The organism is Brevundimonas sp. (assembly GCF_965278935.1).
Lineage (GTDB): Bacteria > Pseudomonadota > Alphaproteobacteria > Caulobacterales > Caulobacteraceae > Brevundimonas.
This window is the reverse complement of sequence record NZ_OZ257124.1, coordinates 493698-509595: the sequence shown is the minus strand read 5'-3', so window position 1 is coordinate 509595 and position 15898 is coordinate 493698. Positions and strand designations below refer to the sequence as shown.

The window sequence follows — 15898 nt, the reverse complement described above, 5'->3', positions numbered from 1 at the left end:
GCGGGGCTTTTTGCTGGTCGTAGGAGACCGCCTGAAACTCAGGCGGCTTCCTTCTGACGGGTTGGGTGGAAGAAGAGGGCCTGCGAGATCGCCGCCTTCACCGTTTCCGGCTGGAAGGGTTTGGTGATCAGGAAGGTCGGTTCGGGGCGCTCGCCGGTCAGCAGGCGCTCGGGGAAGGCGGTGATGAAGATCACCGGCACGTCGAACTTCTTGAGGATGTCCTTGACCGCATCGATGCCCGACGAGCCGTCGGCCAGCTGGATGTCGGCCAGGACCAGACCCGGACGGTGACGGGCGACCGCATCGACGGCCTCGTCATGCGTCGTCGCCGTGGCGGTGACGTTGTGACCGAGTTCGCGGACGAGGCTTTCGATATCCGCCGAAATGATGGCCTCGTCCTCGATGATCAGGACGTCCGTGGCCAGTTCGGCGTCGATTTCGGCCTGGGCGTCGCCGATCAGCCGTTCGACCGAATGGGCGTCGGCCGACAGGATCTGGGCGGCTTCGGAAGGCGTGAACCCTTCCAGAGCGGTCAGCAGGAAGGCCTGGCGCGAGCGCGGGGCGATCCGCATCAGCCGGCTGGAGGCGTCGCTCTGGCCCTCGATGCCGCTGGTGTCTTCCAGCTGGGCGCCGGTCGTGGACCAGATGGTATGAAACACATGGTACAGCGCCACCCGGGGCGTCATGTCCGGCGACAGCTGGCGTTCGCCGGCGGCCAGGGCCTCCAGGGCGACGCGCACATAGTTGTCGCCCGTCGCCTGATCGCCCGTGAGGGCCCGCGCGTAACGGCGGACGTAGGGCAGGTGCGGCGCAAGTCTGGCCAGTAGGCTCATGTTAGGTAGTCCCCGACAAATCGACGATGCGTGTCGTCCATGGCGACCCGCTTGGATGACCGAACGTATCACTACCGCCACGGTTCCCGGCCGTCTCGATTTAGCTTCACCATAAAATGAACCAGGCACGGAACCGGCGTTCGTCCGCGACGTTGACGGGGCTGAACAACAAGCCCGGTGCGTATAAAGCCGGCGCGTACCCGTGAATGAGATCAACGATTGGCGGCGCAGACATACATGATCGATTCTTCGGACTCCGGGCGAAAGCTCAAACCTGCCGGCGGCGAACCGCCGCTGGAGGAGGCGCGCCTGCGCCAGCAGGCCATCGGCGTGAAGCTGCGCCACATGTTCGATGAGGTCGTCAACGAGCCGGTCCCGGACGAGTTTCTGGAGATCCTGCGTCGCGCCGACCAGCGCGCCACCGACGAGAACAAGGCGTGAGCGTCTCCGGCCGCTCGACCGCGCCCAAGCCGCCCTCCGCCGACGACGAAGGGTTCAAGCGCGAACTCGTCCAGTTGATCCCGCATCTGCGCGCCTTCGCCCGGACATTGACGGGCGATCCGACCGCCGCCGACGATCTGGCGCAGGACGCCATGATGAAGGCCTGGGATGCCCGGGCCAGCTACCAGATGGGCACCAACATGAAGGCGTGGACCTTCATGATCCTGCGCAACCAGTTCTATTCGGAGAAGCGCCGCTCGTGGCGATCCTCCCAGCTGGACCAGGAAGCCGCCGAACGGACGCTGGTCGCGGTCGACGATCCTGAAGCTCCCGTGGCCCTGGATGAACTGCGTCAGGCCCTCAACACCCTGCCCGAGGAACAGCGCGAAGCCCTGATCCTCGTCGGCGCGGGCGGCTTCGCCTACGAAGAGGCGGCCGAGATTTGCCAGTGCGCCGTCGGCACGGTGAAGAGCCGGGTCAGCCGGGCCCGCAAGGCCCTGCAGGCCACCCTCGAACGGGGCGGCTACGGCCGTGACGGCCGTGCGGCCGGTGACGCGATGCGATCTATCCTCGCCGACGCCGACCGTCTGAGCGGCGCGCGACAACAAGGCTGATCATGGTTCCCAACGGGCCCGCGCGGGGCCGCATCGCCCGGCGCGCCGCCTCCTCTCTCGGACGATTCTGGGCGCGTGGAGTCTCGAAACCACGCGTCCAGGGGATTCGCTTCCGTCTGGGTCTGGCCATGGCCATCGCCCTGTTGCCGATCCTGCTGCTTGGCGCCTTCCAGGCCCAGGTCGAGTTCAGGCGCCAGGCCGAGGATCGCCGCGCCGACCTGCAGTTCGCCGCCGAACGCACGGCCGAGGCGGCCCGGTTCCGGCTCGACGCCGCCTCCACCCTGCTCTCGGCCTTGGCGCCAGAGTCCTCCGCTCCGGTCTGCGGCCCCCGTCTGGCCGGCCTCGTCCAGCGCCTCGACGACTACGGGGCCCTCTACCGGATCGGAACGGGCGGTCAGATTGTCTGCGACTCGCGGCCGACGCCCCTGGTCGCCAACGGCCCGGTCTTCGCCGACGAGTCCTGGTTCCAGCGGTTGAGGGGGGGCGAGACCATCGCCCTGGCGCGCGCGTCCTCCGACCTGAGCGACACCCCGGCCCTTGTCGTCGGCGTCCGGTGGGAGCGACCGCGCGGCGTGTTCGCCGGCGCCATGGCGGCTGTCCTGCCCCTCGCCGAACTGCAACCCGACATCACCGATCCCGCCCTGCCAGACGACGCCCAGGCCGCGCTGACCGACGCCGCGGGTCGCGTCCTTGTCTCCACCGACATCCGCGCCTTCACCTTCGATGAGGGTCCCGGCCTGCTGGGCTGGGTCGAACGCGCCCGCGAGGGCCAGTCTTCGGTGTTCGAGGCCGACGACGCCGCCGGCGAGCATCGCGACTATGCCGGGGCGGCTCTGGCGGGTCGCGATGTCTATGTGGTCATCTCCGCCCCTTCGCCGGGCCTTCTGTCATGGGCGCGGCTGAACCCGATCGGCGTCCTGATCCTGCCGCTGGCCGCCTGGCTCACCGCCTTCGCCGCGGTCATGCTGGTGTCCGAGCGAATCGTGGTGCGCTGGCTCGACTATCTGGAGCGGATCGCCGCCCTCTACGCCCGCGGCCGCTATTCGGTCCGGCCGGTCCAGGCCGCCCACGCCCCCGCCGAGATCCGCCTTCTGGCCCAGACGCTCGACGAACTGGCGGAGGCCATCGCCGCCCGGGATCGCTCCCTCAACGAGAGCCTGTCGGAGAAGGACGCGCTGATGCGCGAGATCCATCACCGGGTGAAGAACAATCTGCAGATCATTTCGTCCCTGCTGTCGATGCAGCAACGGGCCCTGAAGGACGAGCCGGCCAGGGCGGCGCTCGGAGACACGCGCCAGCGCATCTCGGCCCTCGCCCTGATCTATCGCACCCTCTACCAGTCCGACGACATCCGCCACGCCGACGCCCGCGAGTTCATGACCGAGCTGGTCGGTCAGATGGTGGCCTCGGAATCCGGGCGCGGCTTCACCGTCACCTCCTCGATCGACGCCGACAGCCTTGTGGTCGATCCCGACAAGCTGGCGCCGCTCGCGCTCTGGCTCGTCGAGGCCATCACGAACGCCCAGAAGCACGCCTTCGCCGGCCGCGGCGGGTCGCTTCAGGTTCGTTTCCGCGTCCACGGGGACACCTCGACGCTTGAGGTCCAGGACGACGGCCCGGGCTCGTCCGACGAGGCCGTCCGCAGCGGGGTCGGTCGCACCCTGATGGGCGCCTTCGCCAAACAGCTGCGCGGCGAGGCCGAGCTTCTGCCGGCCCCCGGCGGCGGCACGATCGCCCGCATGATCTTCGCCACGCCCGAGGCCGTGGTCCCGACCAACCCCGACGATCTGAAGCCCAGCGACGCGCCCGTCAGGCCTGGAACCCTCAGCCGCACATCGCGTTGATCTCCCATAGGACGGACCTCCTCTCCGCCCGCCAGTTTCAGGAGTTTTCCATGCGCAAGATTTTCGTACTGATCGCCGCCGCCGCCGCCCTGACCACCGCCGCCTGCAACACCATCTCGGGCGTGGGCCGCGATACCTCGGCCGCAGGCCAGGCCGTCACCGGCGCTGCCGAAGAAGCAAAGAACTGATCCTGTTTCCGGGTCGCGATCTCGTCAGAGACGCGGAACGGTGAAGAAGGCCCGCTGGTCGCCCCGTCCAGCGGGCCTTTGCTTGTCTGCGGCGCTCTTGACCGCTTGCCCTCGCGGGCCACGCCGCTAGGTTGAGCGCGAGGCGTCCGCCAGACGACGTCCGCGATCATGCAGGCGGGGAAGACGATGACTGACACGACCACCGGACATGACTCGGGCGAACCGGGTCTGAAGACCGTCGTCGCGGCCTCGGCCGCAGGCACAGCGTTCGAGTGGTACGACTTCTTCATCTTCGGCTCGCTGACGACCATCATCGCCCGCCACTTCTATGCCGATGTCGGCGAAGCGACCTCCTACATCTTGGCCCTGCTCACCTTCGGCGTCGGCTTCGTCGTGCGGCCGTTGGGGGCCCTCGTGTTCGGCTGGTTCGGCGACAAGACCGGACGCAAGACGACCTTCCTCGTCACCATCTCCCTGATGGGGGTCGCTACCGTCGCCATCGGCCTGCTGCCCGACTACGGCCAGATCGGCATCGCCGCTCCGATCCTGCTGCTGTTCATGCGGGTCCTGCAGGGGTTCGCCCTGGGCGGCGAGTATGGCGGCGCCGCGATCTATGTCGCCGAACACGCTCCGGCCAGGAAGCGCGGCTTCCTGACGGGCTGGATCCAGACCACGGCCGCGATCGGCCTGATCATGGCGCTGACCGTCATCCTGATCACCCGCTGGATTCTGGGGGCCGAGGCCTTCGACGCCTGGGGCTGGCGCATCCCCTTCCTGCTGTCGTCCCTGCTGCTGATCATCAGCCTGTGGATCCGTCTGAAACTGCACGAGAGCCCCGCCTTCAAGCGGATGGTGGCCGAAAGCACCGAGCGTCAGGCCCCGTTCAAGGAGAGCTTCGGCACCTGGAAGGTCGGCAAGTTCGTGCTGATCGCCTTGGTCGGCATCATGTTCGCCCAGGGGGCCGTCTGGTACGCGGGCTATTTCTACACGCGGTTCTTCATGGAGCGGGTGCTCAAGGTCGAGGTTTCGACCGTCGACGGCCTGATCCTGGCCATCACCGTGGCCTCGGCCTTCCTCTATGTTTTCTTCGGCTGGCTGTCGGATCGCGTGGGTCGCAAGCCCGTGATGGTCGGCGGCATGGCCCTGTTCCTTATCGCCGTCTTCCCCGGTTTCCACGCCCTGACCAACGCCGCCAACCCGGCGCTGGCCCAGGCCCAGGCGTCTGCGCCCGTTACCGTGATCGCTGACCCCGCCACCTGCGCGGTCCAGTTCGATCCGGTCGGCAAGACCGCCTTCGCCTCATCCTGCGACCTGGCCAAGAACGTCCTGTCCAACGCGGGCGTCAGCTACGACAACCTCGCCGCCGCGCCCCGGTCGCTCGCCGCCGTCCGCATCGGCACGGTCGAGATCGCCTCGGTCGAAGGCGTCGGCCTTGACGCCGCCGCCCTGAAGACCGCCCGCGCCGACGTCGATACCCGCGTCAAGGCGGCCCTGACCGAGGCCGGCTATCCGGCGAAGGCCGACCCGGAGCGCATCAACCTGCTGGCCGTCTTCGCTATCCTGATGGTCTTCATGGTCGCGGCCACCGCCGTTTACGGACCCCAGGCGGCGGCCCTGGTCGAGCTGTTCCCGACGCGGGTTCGCTATACGGCCATGAGCCTGCCCTACAACGTCGGCACCGGCTGGGTCGGAGGCCTGCTCCCGGCCGCCAGCTTCGCCCTCGTGGCCTGGTCGGGGAACATCTATTTCGGCCTCTGGTACTCGGTCGCCTTCACGGCGGTCGCGGCGGTCGTGGCCCTGCTGTTCCTCCCTGAGACGAAGGGCCGGGACCTGCATACGATCGGCGACTGAGGCGTTACTGATCCTCTCCCTCCCCTGCGGGGAGGGTGGTCGAAGCGAAGCGGAGACCGGGTGGGGGCGGCAAGACAACCCAGCCCCTATATCCGTCGTTGCATCGCCTTGTCCTGCCCACCCGGTCGCTGCGCGACCACCCTCCCCCGCAGGGGAGGGAGAACACGCCGAGGTCTCTCATGAACACCGCCGCCCGTACCGCCGGCCTCAAGCTCCTGCGTGAACACGCCTTCATCGCGGGAGAGGCGATCCCGGCCGGCACCGACGGCATCCCCGTCGACGACCCGGCGACCGGCGAGATCATCGGCCATATCCCCGATCTCGGCGCCCCCGAGACCGGGCGCGCCATCCAGGCCGCGCACGACGCCTTCCCCGACTGGTCCCGCTCCGACCCGCACAAACGCGCCAAATTCCTGCGCGACTGGGCCGCCCTCATCGACGAAAACCTCGAGGGCCTCGGCGCCCTGATGGCCATCGAAAACGGCAAGCCGTTCGAGGAGGCCAAGGGCGAGGTGACCTACGCCAACGGCTTCATCAAATGGTTCGCGGGCGAGGCCGAACGCCTTCTCGGCGAGACCCAGGACAGCCCTCTGGGCCACGTCATCCTGACCTTCCGCGAGGCGGTGGGCCCCTGCGCCCTGATCACCCCCTGGAACTTCCCAGCCGCCATGCTGACGCGCAAGCTCGGCCCGGCCTTCGCCGCGGGCTGCACCGCCGTGATCAAGCCGGCCTCCCAGACCCCCTTCACCGCCATCGCCCTGGCCGAACTGGCCTACGCCGCAGGCCTGCCGAAGGGGGCGCTCAGCGTCGTCACCGGCGACGCGGCTGCGATCGGCGGCGTCCTGACCGCCTCGCCCCTGATCCGCAAACTGTCCTTCACCGGCTCGACCCCCGTGGGCCGCAAGCTCGCCGAACAATGCGCCCCGACCCTGAAGCGGGTGTCGATGGAGCTCGGCGGCGCCGCCCCCCTGATGGTGTTCGAGGACGCCGACCTCGACCTCGCCGTGGCCGAGACGATCAAGGGCAAGTTCCGCAACTCGGGCCAGACCTGCGTCTGTCCCAACCGCGTCTATGTCCACGCCTCCGTCGCCGAGGAATACGCGACGAAACTGGCGGCCGAGGTGGCGAAGATCCCCGTCGGCCCGGCCTTCGAGGAGGGGGTAAAGGTCGGCCCCCTGATCGAGGACAAGGCCATCGCCAAGGTCGAGGACCACCTGAAGCGGGTCCAGGCCTCGGGAGGAAGGGTCCTGACCGGCGGCGCGCGCCACGCGCTGGGCGGCCGCTTCTTCCAGCCGACGGTAACGCTCGGCGGCGACGACGACCTGTTCCGCCACGAGGAGACCTTCGGCCCCCTGATCCCCGTCTTCCCGTTCGACACGGAGGAGGAGGCGCTGGTCAAGGCCAATGACTCGGAGTTCGGCCTCGCCTCCTATCTGTTCACCCGCGACCTCGACCGCGCCATGCGCATCGGCCGCCGCATCGAGGCGGGCATGATCGGCATCAACACCGGCCTGATCTCCACCGCCGTCGCTCCGTTCGGCGGGGTCAAGCAATCCGGCTACGGCCGCGAAGGCTCGACCCACGGCATCGACGAATACGTCGACATCAAACAGGTCACGCTTGCCCTGAAGTAGGGCGCTGAAATGAAGCGCCGCCAACTCAAGCCCTTCGTCTGGCCGTTCGCCCTGCTCATCGCGGGCGGCCTGACGGCGCTGCTGGCCGATGCGACGACGCGGTCTGTGGAGACCGTGACCCTCTACGGCATGGTGAAGCTGGTCAGCGATCTGGTGCTGGTCATCGGCGTCGTGTCGCTGGTCGTCGTGGCCGTTCGACTCCTGCTCGGACGCCGACCCCGTTAGGCGGGCACAGGCCAGAGCGCATCGACGGGCCGTTCCAGCACCCGGGCCGCCGCGGCGTGGAAGACCTCCGGCGCCAACCGTCCGCGGGTCGCCGCATCCATGACCCAGGCTTCCAGCGACCCGCCCTCGCGCGTCCAGCGGTCCTGTCGCAACAGGCCGTAGAAGCCTGCCGCCATCACATGGATGCCGTCGTCCGCCTTCCGCCAGCGGTCGGCCGGATTGCGCCCGACGCCGAGTTCCTCGCTGACGATCTGGTCCATCGCCTGACACAGGTCCTCGTTCAGCAGACCCTCCAGCGTCGTATAGCCCCAGCGCGGATCGTGCTCGCTGACGATGCGGGAAATCAGCGGATCGCGTCCGAAGACGTCCAGCGCGGCGAGCGCGGCCGGCCCCTCCATCGGGATCGGCGGATGCAGCAGCTCGTGCGCCGCGATCCGGACCGTCAGGGCGACGTCGTAGTCGGCCGATTGCAGGAACCGCTGGCCCCTCACCTTGATGCCGTGCGGCTTCGAGAAATACAGGACCGTGATGTCGATCTGCGGCTCGAAGGTCCGGCCGGTCATCTTCTCCTCGACCCTGATCACGTCGAAAGCCGGAAGCGCCGCGCGCAGCATGGCCAGCCCCGTCTCGATCGCCGCGCCCGCCCGCTCCTGCCGGAAGGCCGCGAAGCCGGACGCCTTCAGGTCGGCGAGAACGGCGCCGATCTGGTCCGCCCTGCCGACGAACCAGTCCCAGTCATGCGCATTCCAGTAGGGACCCGCCGCGAAGGCCGGCCGCATGGTCGCCTCCGGATCGGCCAGGGCCGCCAGCAGGTCGTCGATCGTCGCGTCCCTTTCCGCATGCGACAGGATCAGCGCGAGATTGGGCGACAGCAGGCCGACGCCGTCGTCTTCCGCCGCCTGCCACAGGGCCGGCACGGCCGCCCGCGTCGCCTCGCTCAGCCTCGGTGCGAACAGGGCGACGTCCTCCGCATAGTGGCGGGTATAGAGTTCCCGGCCCGACAGGGGGGCGAAGAAGGCGATGGCGTCCTGACCCTCGGACGGCTCCACCCGCCAGACGGTGCGCGGGGCCGGCCGCTGTTGCGCGACGGCCAGGGCGGGAAGCGCGGCGACGAGCGGCGCGGCGAGGACGGACTGAAGCAGCGAGCGACGGTTCATGCCGCCTGACTAGGTCGGAACGGCCGTCCCGGATTGTATCGACTTGACCCTGAACCGCCCCGGCGTGAGCCCGGTCAGTCCGACGACGGCCCGCGTCATATGGGCCTGATCGACAAAGCCCAGCTCCGCCGCGATCCCGGCCAGCGGGTCGGCGCCTTCGTCCAGACTGCGGACCGCCCTCAGCGCCCGCTGCTCCGCCCGATAGCGACGCGGGCTGGTCCCGAACGCCCTTGCGAACCCGCGGCTGACCGTGGCCGCGGCCAGATTCATTCCGGCGGCCCATACGCTCAGCGACAGGTCCGGATCGTCCCGCAACGCCCGGGCCAGGACGTCAGGCCAGTCCGGTGGCGCGACCGTCAGCGGCGTCGCATCCCGCACGAGCAGCGCCGCCGCCTCGGCCGGGTCACGCTCCGCCGCCCGTGCCACGGCATCAGGATCGGCGACCGTCGCCGCATCGAAATCGACACCTTCGGGCAGCGGCAGATTCAGCACCCTCGCTCCGCCCGCCGACACCGCGTTCATGTGCGCTTCCCACGCGCCGTGGATCAGCACCTGTCCCGCCCGCGCCTCGAACCACCCGCGGTCGCCCGTTTCGCGATAGCCGCCCGACAGCACCAGCGCCGCGTAGGCGTGGCTGTGCCGGTGCCGGTCGATGCGGCCGTCGGCGGTCAGGGTCTGGAAGGCGGCGTGGCGCACGGAGCGAAGTTGCGCCAGTCGTGGCGGCGGTTTTATGGCCTGGACCGGCCCCGCTCTAGACCGGCAGGGCGCCGCGCTTGACCACCGTCCGCATCGCCACGCTCGACGAGACCCGCGTCACCCCCGGAATAGTCGTCAGGGCCCTGGCGTGGACCCGCTCCAGATCATCGACGTCGCGCACCACCAGCCGCAGCAGATAGTCCGACCCGCCCGTCATCAGATAGCATTCCACGACCTCCGGCACGCCCGTGATCGCGGTCTCGAAGGCCGTCAGGGCGCTCTCGGCCTGGGACGACAGGGTCACGGTCACGAAGACGCTGATCGGCAGGCCCACGGCGCGCTCGTTGATGATGGCGGCGTAGCGGCTGATCACTCCCGCCCCCTCCAGCGCCCTCAGCCGACGCAGGCAGGCGCTCTCGGACAGGGCGACCGTCCGGGCCAGCTCGGTATTGGTCATCCGCCCGTCGGTCTGCAGCGCGCGGAGCATCTTTCTGTCGGTCGCATCGAGAGCGACGGCGGAAACGGTCTTCATGATCGGCTCCAACGCAAGTTTCTGCGAGTTTACGTCGATCACTCAGCGAAAAGAACAGGAACCTGCACAGGCGTCGTCGCTAGAAGATGCAGCCATCGCCCGCGCCGCCCGTTGGCCTCGCGGGGTCCATCGTCTGAACCGGAGAGATCTGATGCACGTCGGCGTTCCCAAGGAAATCAAGAAGAACGAACACCGGGTCGGCCTGACCCCGACAGCGGTGCGCGAATACGTCGCCCACGGCCATACCGTGACGGTCCAGACCGGCGCCGGACTGGGCGCCGGCTTCACCGATCAGGACTATGTCAAGGCCGGCGCCTCGATCGTCGCCGACGCCCCGACCATCTTCGCCAGCGCAGACATGATCGTGAAGGTGAAGGAGCCCCAGAAGGTCGAGTGGGAGATGCTGCGCGAGGACCAGATCCTCTACACCTACCTCCACCTCGCCCCCGATCCGGAACAGACCAGAGGCCTGCTGGCCTCGAAATGCGCCGCCATCGCCTATGAGACCGTCACCGACGCGCGCGGCGGCCTGCCGCTTCTGGCGCCGATGTCCGAGGTCGCCGGCCGCATCGCCGTCTTCTCGGCGGCCGAGACCCTGCTCAAGCACAACGGCGGCATGGGCCTCTTGTTCTGCGGCGTGCCCGGCGTGGCGCCGGCCCGCGTCCTGGTGCTCGGCGGCGGCGTCGTCGGCCTGAACGCGGCGCGCATGGCCATGGGTCTGGGCGCCGAGGTCGTGGTGCTCGAACGCTCGATCCCGCGCATGGCCTATATCGACGAGGTCACCAACGGCCGCGTCATCACCCGCTACTCCTCGATCGGCGCGATCGACGAAGAGGTGGTCAAGGCCGACGTCGTCATCGGCGCCGTCCTGGTCCCGGGCGCCGAGGCGCCCAAGCTGATCAAGAAGTCGCACCTGAAATCGATGAAGCCCGGTTCGGTGCTCGTCGACGTCGCCATCGACCAGGGCGGCTGCTTCGAGACCAGCCACGCCACGACCCACGAGGACCCGACCTACACCGTCGACGGCGTCGTCCACTATTGCGTCGCCAACATGCCCGGCGCCGCCCCGCGCACCTCCTCGGAAGCCCTGAACAACGCCACCCTGCCGTTCGGTCTGGCCTTGGCCGATCACGGTCTGGAGGCGCTGAAGAAGGACCCGCACCTCGCGCGCGGCCTCAACGTGCTGAAGGGCGAGATTACCTACCCGGCCGTCGCCGAAGCCATGGGCCTGAGCTGGTCCGACCCGTTCGGCGTCTGGGCGAAGGGCTGACTTCACTCACCCTCTCCCCTTGTGGGAGAGGGTGATTTCGCACGGCGGCGTAGCCGTCGTTCTGGCGAAATCGGGTGAGGGGTGACGCTGGCTCTGACCGGTTTCGCTCGACCGATTCCCGCATTCCGACCGACGGGTTTCACCCCTCACCCGCCGGCGCGAGCACGCCGATACGCTCTCGTGCGCCGCCTCCCCTCCTCGGATCGCATGCGATCCTTCGTCGACCCGCAAGGGGGAGAGGGGACTACATCAGGCCTTCACCGACGCCCCGCTGGACGCCAGCTCCGGCATCCCCGTCGGGGCGAAATCGATCGCCTTCTCCAGTTCGGCCATCTCCTTGTCGGCGGCCTTCCAGTCGTCCTTGTCCGGCGACCTGGGGTTGGCCCAGTCCGCCTTGATCTTGTCGCGGGCCTCTTTCAGCTCGCCCATCGCCATCTTCACCTGCTGGAAGAAGCCCTGGTCGTTCATCGCTGCGCCGTAGACGGCCTCGGCCCGGTCCGCCTTTTCATCGCGTCGGTCGGCGATCTCGAAGGCGGCGACATAGGCGGCCTGGGCCCGCTTCACCCCCGCATCGACCTTCGTGGTCTCAGCTTCGGGCTCGGCTTCGACGGCCTCCGCCCCGGCGTCCTTCGGTTCGGCCGGCAGGTCCTTCAGCGCCCCATCGGCCGCCTCGCGCGCGTCCTTCGCGTCCCGGCGCATCATCGCCATCTCGCCGTCGGTGACGTTCTTGCCTGCGGCGTCGACATAGTCCGTCACCGCCGCCTTCAGCTCTTTCGTCAGTTCGGCGGTCATCTTCAACGCCGCCTTCGGGTCGATCCTGACCATCAGCATCAACGCGTCACGACGCTCGCGTACGGCCTGGACCTTCTTCGCGGCCATCTCCTTCTTCATCGATTGCTGCGCGTCCCGCATGTCGGACAGGGACGGCAGGCCAAAGCCCGGCGACGCCTCCCCGGCGGAGGCGGCCTTGCCCTGCAGAGGGGTTCGCCAGAACGGCGGCGGCTGGGTCAGGACGGGCGTCAGCGAGATCATTCTGATCTCTCCATGAGTGTTCGCCCACACCCTGCCCCGGCCACGCTTTCGATCCGCTTAAGCGCCTCCGCCTGTAAATCGCCGCTCTCTTGGGCTATGGCCCCCGATCAAGCAGCCCGCGATCGCGTCAGCGCCCCGACTTAGAAATACCGATGAAGTTCCTCGACCAGGCCAAGATCTACATCCGCTCCGGCAACGGCGGCGCGGGCTCCGTCTCGTTCCGGCGCGAGAAATTCATCCCCAACGGCGGACCCGACGGCGGCGACGGCGGCAATGGCGGCAATGTCTGGGTCGAGGCGGTCGAGGGGCTGAACACCCTGATCGACTACCGCTACCAGCAGCATTTCAAGGCCCCGACCGGCACCCACGGCATGGGTCGCCAGATGCACGGAGCCAAGGGCGAGGACGTGGTCCTGCGCGTCCCTGTCGGCACCCAGATTCTGGACGAGGACAAGGAGACGGTCGTGCTCGACATGGTCGAGGTCGGCCAGAAGGAGCTGTTGCTCTCCGGCGGCAACGGCGGCTGGGGCAATGTCCGCTTCAAGGGCCCGCAGAACCAGGCCCCGCGCCACGCCAACCCCGGCCAGGAAGGCCAGGAGCGCTGGATCTGGCTGCGGCTGAAACTGATCGCCGACATCGGTCTGGCGGGCCTGCCCAACGCCGGCAAATCGACCTTCCTCGCCGCCGCCTCGGCCGCCCGGCCCAAGATCGCCGACTATCCGTTCACGACCCTGGCCCCCAACCTCGGCATGGTCGACCTGTCGCCGGGTGAGCGGTTCGTCATCGCCGACATCCCCGGCCTGATCGAGGGCGCCAGCGAAGGGGCCGGTCTGGGCACCCGCTTCCTCGGCCACGTCGAGCGCTCCGCCTCCCTGATCCACCTGATCGACGGCACCCAGGACGATGTGGCGGAGGCCTATCGCATCATCCGGGGCGAGCTCGACGCCTATGGTGAAGGCTTGGGCGACAAGCAGGAGATCCTGGCCCTGAACAAGATCGACGCCCTGACCCCCGCGGCGCGCGAGGAGAAGGCCGCCGAACTGGAGGCCGTCGCCGGTCGCCGTCCCATGCTGGTCTCCGGCGTGTCCGGCGAAGGCGTGCCCGAACTGCTCCGCGCCGCCTGGGCCGAGGTCCGCAAGACGCGCGGCGAGATCGACGAAGAGGGCGACGAGATCGAGACCTACGAAGCCGGCTGGACGCCCTGATCGGGAACCGGCCCCGCCCCCGTCCGCTGATCCTGACGAACAGGAGACAGCCATGACAGAACGAGACCAGTCCGAAGGCCGCAAAGCCAACGGCGCCCACGCTGCCGGCAAGCCGGACGCCTCCACCTCCGACGCCGCGGTCAAGCGCACCGGCGAACAGGCGCGTCGCTCCGCCGGTCCCGACGGCCCGGACGCATCGGAAATCGGCGAAACCTTCAAGAAGACCGGCGGCTGACTTCGTTCAGGCCTTCGTCCAGTCCATGATCCAGTTCCAGTCCCAGGTCGTCCCGCCGTCGCGCGAGACGCCCTGACGCCAGCGGTGCGACTGGCCGGTGATCTGGTCCCACAACCCGCGCACGATCACCGCCCCCCGATCGTCGCTGTCTTCGGAATCGAACACCCCGTCTCCTGCTATGAACCGGCCCGGCACGCCCTCGCCGCCGATCAGGCCGACCTTGCCGTTCATCCAGTAGTCGAGCCAGACGCCCGCCGCCGGATCGAGCGTTCTCAGACCCACGCCGGCGAAATCCCGCGCCGGGATGCGCAGCTCCTCGACATGGGCCCGGCCGTCGAGAATCGACCAGCAGGTCGCCTCGCCCTCGAATACGTCCCAATCGCCGGGGGCCTTCAGCCGCCGATGGGCGATCTTCCAGTCGCCGCTCAGCCAGTCGAATTGACCGGCAGCCACGGGCGTCGGCTCCACGGGCGCGCCTCCCTCGGCGTCTTGTCCGGCAGGCAGGACGGGCAGGGCCGCCATGGCGGTCAGAAGGTCGCGGCGGTCGGTCATGATCATCTTCGGGCTCCGTTGAGGTCCGCCGACGCTAGACGCCCATAGCTGACACCCGCCGTCAGGTTTCCGGCGACCCACCGAAGATCGCGCGCCATGGCGACAAGCCCGCCGCCGTCGTGTTAGCTGCGCTTCCGTTTGCTCATCCGTGAGCATAAGTCCGCCGCGAGCCCGCCCGTCTTGTCCTTCTTCCACGCCGGTCCCGCGCCCCAGGCGAGCGGCCCCCGACCGGGGGCGTTGAGGGATGGCCTGGGCCTGACCGCCGGGATGAAGGTCGGCCTCTTTGGTGGCTCCTTCAATCCGGCCCACGACGGCCACGCCCATGTGGCGGAAACGGCGGTTCAGCGCCTCGATCTTGATCGTGTGATCTGGCTCGTTTCTCCCCAGAACCCCTTGAAGGACAGTCGCCAAACCGCGCCCTTGGCCGACCGCATGGCCTCGGCCGAAGCCTTCGCGCGCGGCCCGCACATGGTCGTCTCGGACTTCGAGACCCGCGTCGGCACGACCTGGACCATCGACACCCTGCGCGCCCTCAAACGACGCCATCCGGGCGTTCACTTCGTCTGGCTCATGGGGTCGGACAATCTGGAAAATTTCCACCGCTGGCGCGGCTGGACCGACATCATGCGAATGATGCCGGTCGCCGTCATCGCCCGACCCGGCAGCCTGCTGGAAAGCCGCGCCGCCCCCGCCGCGCGTCGCTTCGCCGGCCATCGGGTCTCGTCCAACGAGGCGCGTCTGTTGCCGACGATGGAAGCCCCGGCCTGGACCTATCTGACGGCTCCCCTGAACCCCAGTTCGTCGACCGCGATCCGTGCCCGCCCGCCCTCGGGCTCAAGCAGCGAGACGCCGCGCGTCGAGCGGTAGCCCTCTCCAGAAAGGGATCAGGTGACCTTTTCGGTCACCTGTGATAGGGAACGTCTTTAGTGAACCCTCCCGGAGCCCTCCGCTGACCCCCTCGCCCGCGCACGACGCGCAAGATGAAGCCGTTTCGAACACGGCCCATGAGATGGAGCCGATCGCGCCCATCCATTCCGAAGACGGGGCCGAAGACGGTCACGACGAAGACCTTTCCGACGACTCCGCCGAGGACTTCCCGCTGTTCAGCGCGGACGACGTCGACGACGACGCCTCGAATTTCGACCGCCAGGGCGTCGTCCCGACCGGCACGACTCCGCTTGAAATCGCCCTGCTGTCCAAGCTCGACGACGACAAGGCGCAGGACATCGTCCTGATCGATCTCAGGGGCAAGTCGCCCATGGCCGACAGCATGATCGTGGCCTCGGGCCGTTCGCACCGTCACGTCGGCGCCCTCGCCGATCACCTGCTGCGCACGCTCAAGGAAAACGGCCTCGGCCGCGCCAAGGTCGAGGGTCTGCCGCACTGCGACTGGGTCCTGATCGATGCGGGCGACGTCATCGTCCACCTGTTCCGCCCCGAAGTCCGGATGTTCTACAACATCGAAAAGATCTGGGCCGTGGATAGCGCCCACCGGACGGCGAACGCATAAGGGCCGAAGGCCGTGTATTGGATCGGCGGCCGGAGGTTCTTCACCAAGGACACCAAGAGGTCACCGAGAACACGGCGGG

Annotated in this window: 18 protein-coding genes; 12 read left to right on the top strand and 6 right to left on the bottom strand. The window is 68.4% G+C overall.

Annotated features, from left to right (window positions below; translation table 11 throughout):
* Positions 1 to 38: 38 nt before the first annotated feature.
* Entirely contained in the window at positions 39 to 833 is a 795-nt protein-coding gene (locus ACQY68_RS02570) for a response regulator (protein ID WP_428151460.1), read from the bottom strand.
* Between the two features lie 237 nt (positions 834 to 1070).
* On the opposite strand from ACQY68_RS02570, the gene ACQY68_RS02565 reads away from it, so the two are divergent.
* The 7 genes from ACQY68_RS02565 (at position 1071) to ACQY68_RS02535 (ending at position 7630) form a co-directional block, all read left to right on the top strand.
* Positions 1071 to 1274 (top strand): NepR family anti-sigma factor, encoded by a 204-nt coding sequence (locus tag ACQY68_RS02565; RefSeq protein ID WP_428151459.1) that lies wholly within the window; start codon positions 1071 to 1073, stop codon positions 1272 to 1274.
* Positions 1271 to 1888 (top strand): sigma-70 family RNA polymerase sigma factor, encoded by a 618-nt coding sequence (locus ACQY68_RS02560; protein WP_428151458.1) that lies wholly within the window; start codon positions 1271 to 1273, stop codon positions 1886 to 1888. The genes ACQY68_RS02565 and ACQY68_RS02560 overlap by 4 nt, the downstream gene beginning before the upstream one ends.
* A 2-nt stretch (positions 1889 to 1890) precedes the next feature.
* Positions 1891 to 3732 (top strand): sensor histidine kinase, encoded by a 1842-nt coding sequence (locus ACQY68_RS02555; RefSeq protein WP_428151457.1) that lies wholly within the window; start codon positions 1891 to 1893, stop codon positions 3730 to 3732.
* Positions 3733 to 3782: 50 nt separating this feature from the next.
* Complete coding sequence (locus tag ACQY68_RS02550) at positions 3783 to 3920, top strand: entericidin A/B family lipoprotein (RefSeq protein WP_303696671.1); 138 nt, start codon at positions 3783 to 3785, stop codon at positions 3918 to 3920.
* A gap of 186 nt (positions 3921 to 4106) precedes the next feature.
* A complete protein-coding gene (locus ACQY68_RS02545; protein WP_428151456.1) occupies positions 4107 to 5771 on the top strand; it encodes an MFS transporter in 1665 nt (554 codons plus the stop codon).
* Positions 5772 to 5950: 179 nt separating this feature from the next.
* Positions 5951 to 7405, top strand: a complete 1455-nt coding sequence (locus ACQY68_RS02540; RefSeq protein WP_428151455.1) for an NAD-dependent succinate-semialdehyde dehydrogenase — start codon at positions 5951 to 5953, stop codon at positions 7403 to 7405.
* Positions 7406 to 7414: 9 nt separating this feature from the next.
* On the top strand, positions 7415 to 7630 hold the full coding sequence (locus ACQY68_RS02535) for a hypothetical protein (protein WP_428151454.1): 216 nt from the start codon (positions 7415 to 7417) through the stop codon (positions 7628 to 7630).
* Here ACQY68_RS02535 and ACQY68_RS02530 read toward each other — a convergent pair.
* The 3 genes from ACQY68_RS02530 to ACQY68_RS02520 are packed head-to-tail and all read right to left on the bottom strand — an operon-like array spanning position 7627 to position 10015.
* Positions 7627 to 8787, bottom strand: a complete 1161-nt coding sequence (locus ACQY68_RS02530; RefSeq protein ID WP_428151453.1) for a hypothetical protein — start codon at positions 8785 to 8787, stop codon at positions 7627 to 7629. The two genes, ACQY68_RS02535 and ACQY68_RS02530, sit on opposite strands and share 4 nt — an antisense overlap.
* 9 nt (positions 8788 to 8796) lie before the next feature.
* Positions 8797 to 9483 carry a helix-turn-helix domain-containing protein gene (locus ACQY68_RS02525; RefSeq protein ID WP_428151452.1) on the bottom strand — a complete coding sequence of 229 codons (687 nt, stop codon included), beginning with the start codon at positions 9481 to 9483 and terminating at the stop codon, positions 8797 to 8799.
* A 55-nt stretch (positions 9484 to 9538) separates the two neighbouring features.
* A complete protein-coding gene (locus ACQY68_RS02520; RefSeq protein ID WP_428151451.1) occupies positions 9539 to 10015 on the bottom strand; it encodes an Lrp/AsnC family transcriptional regulator in 477 nt (158 codons plus the stop codon).
* 151 nt (positions 10016 to 10166) lie between these two features.
* Here ACQY68_RS02520 and ald point away from each other — a divergent pair, with 151 nt between their 5' ends.
* Entirely contained in the window at positions 10167 to 11285 is a 1119-nt protein-coding gene (ald, locus tag ACQY68_RS02515) for an alanine dehydrogenase (RefSeq protein WP_428151450.1), read from the top strand.
* Between the two features lie 249 nt (positions 11286 to 11534).
* Here ald and ACQY68_RS02510 read toward each other — a convergent pair whose 3' ends face one another.
* On the bottom strand, positions 11535 to 12317 hold the full coding sequence (locus tag ACQY68_RS02510) for a hypothetical protein (protein WP_428151449.1): 783 nt from the start codon (positions 12315 to 12317) through the stop codon (positions 11535 to 11537).
* Between the two features lie 152 nt (positions 12318 to 12469).
* Here ACQY68_RS02510 and obgE point away from each other — a divergent pair, with 152 nt between their 5' ends.
* The gene (obgE, locus tag ACQY68_RS02505; RefSeq protein WP_428151448.1) at positions 12470 to 13522 is read left to right on the top strand and encodes a GTPase ObgE; all 1053 of its coding nucleotides are present in this window, start codon (positions 12470 to 12472) and stop codon (positions 13520 to 13522) included.
* A 52-nt stretch (positions 13523 to 13574) separates the two neighbouring features.
* A complete protein-coding gene (locus ACQY68_RS02500; RefSeq protein ID WP_428151447.1) occupies positions 13575 to 13757 on the top strand; it encodes a hypothetical protein in 183 nt (60 codons plus the stop codon).
* 6 nt (positions 13758 to 13763) lie between these two features.
* Here the strand turns inward: ACQY68_RS02500 and ACQY68_RS02495 are convergent, their stop codons facing one another.
* Complete coding sequence (locus ACQY68_RS02495) at positions 13764 to 14309, bottom strand: hypothetical protein (RefSeq protein ID WP_428151446.1); 546 nt, start codon at positions 14307 to 14309, stop codon at positions 13764 to 13766.
* A gap of 267 nt (positions 14310 to 14576) precedes the next feature.
* Between ACQY68_RS02495 and ACQY68_RS02490 the strand changes: the two genes are divergently transcribed.
* Positions 14577 to 15176, top strand: coding sequence for a nicotinate-nucleotide adenylyltransferase (locus ACQY68_RS02490; protein ID WP_428152717.1), 600 nt, complete (start codon positions 14577 to 14579; stop codon positions 15174 to 15176).
* Positions 15177 to 15318: 142 nt separating this feature from the next.
* Positions 15319 to 15819: a ribosome silencing factor gene (gene rsfS / locus ACQY68_RS02485; RefSeq protein WP_428151445.1), complete on the top strand. Its 501-nt coding sequence runs from the start codon at positions 15319 to 15321 to the stop codon at positions 15817 to 15819.
* Positions 15820 to 15898: the final 79 nt, after the last annotated feature.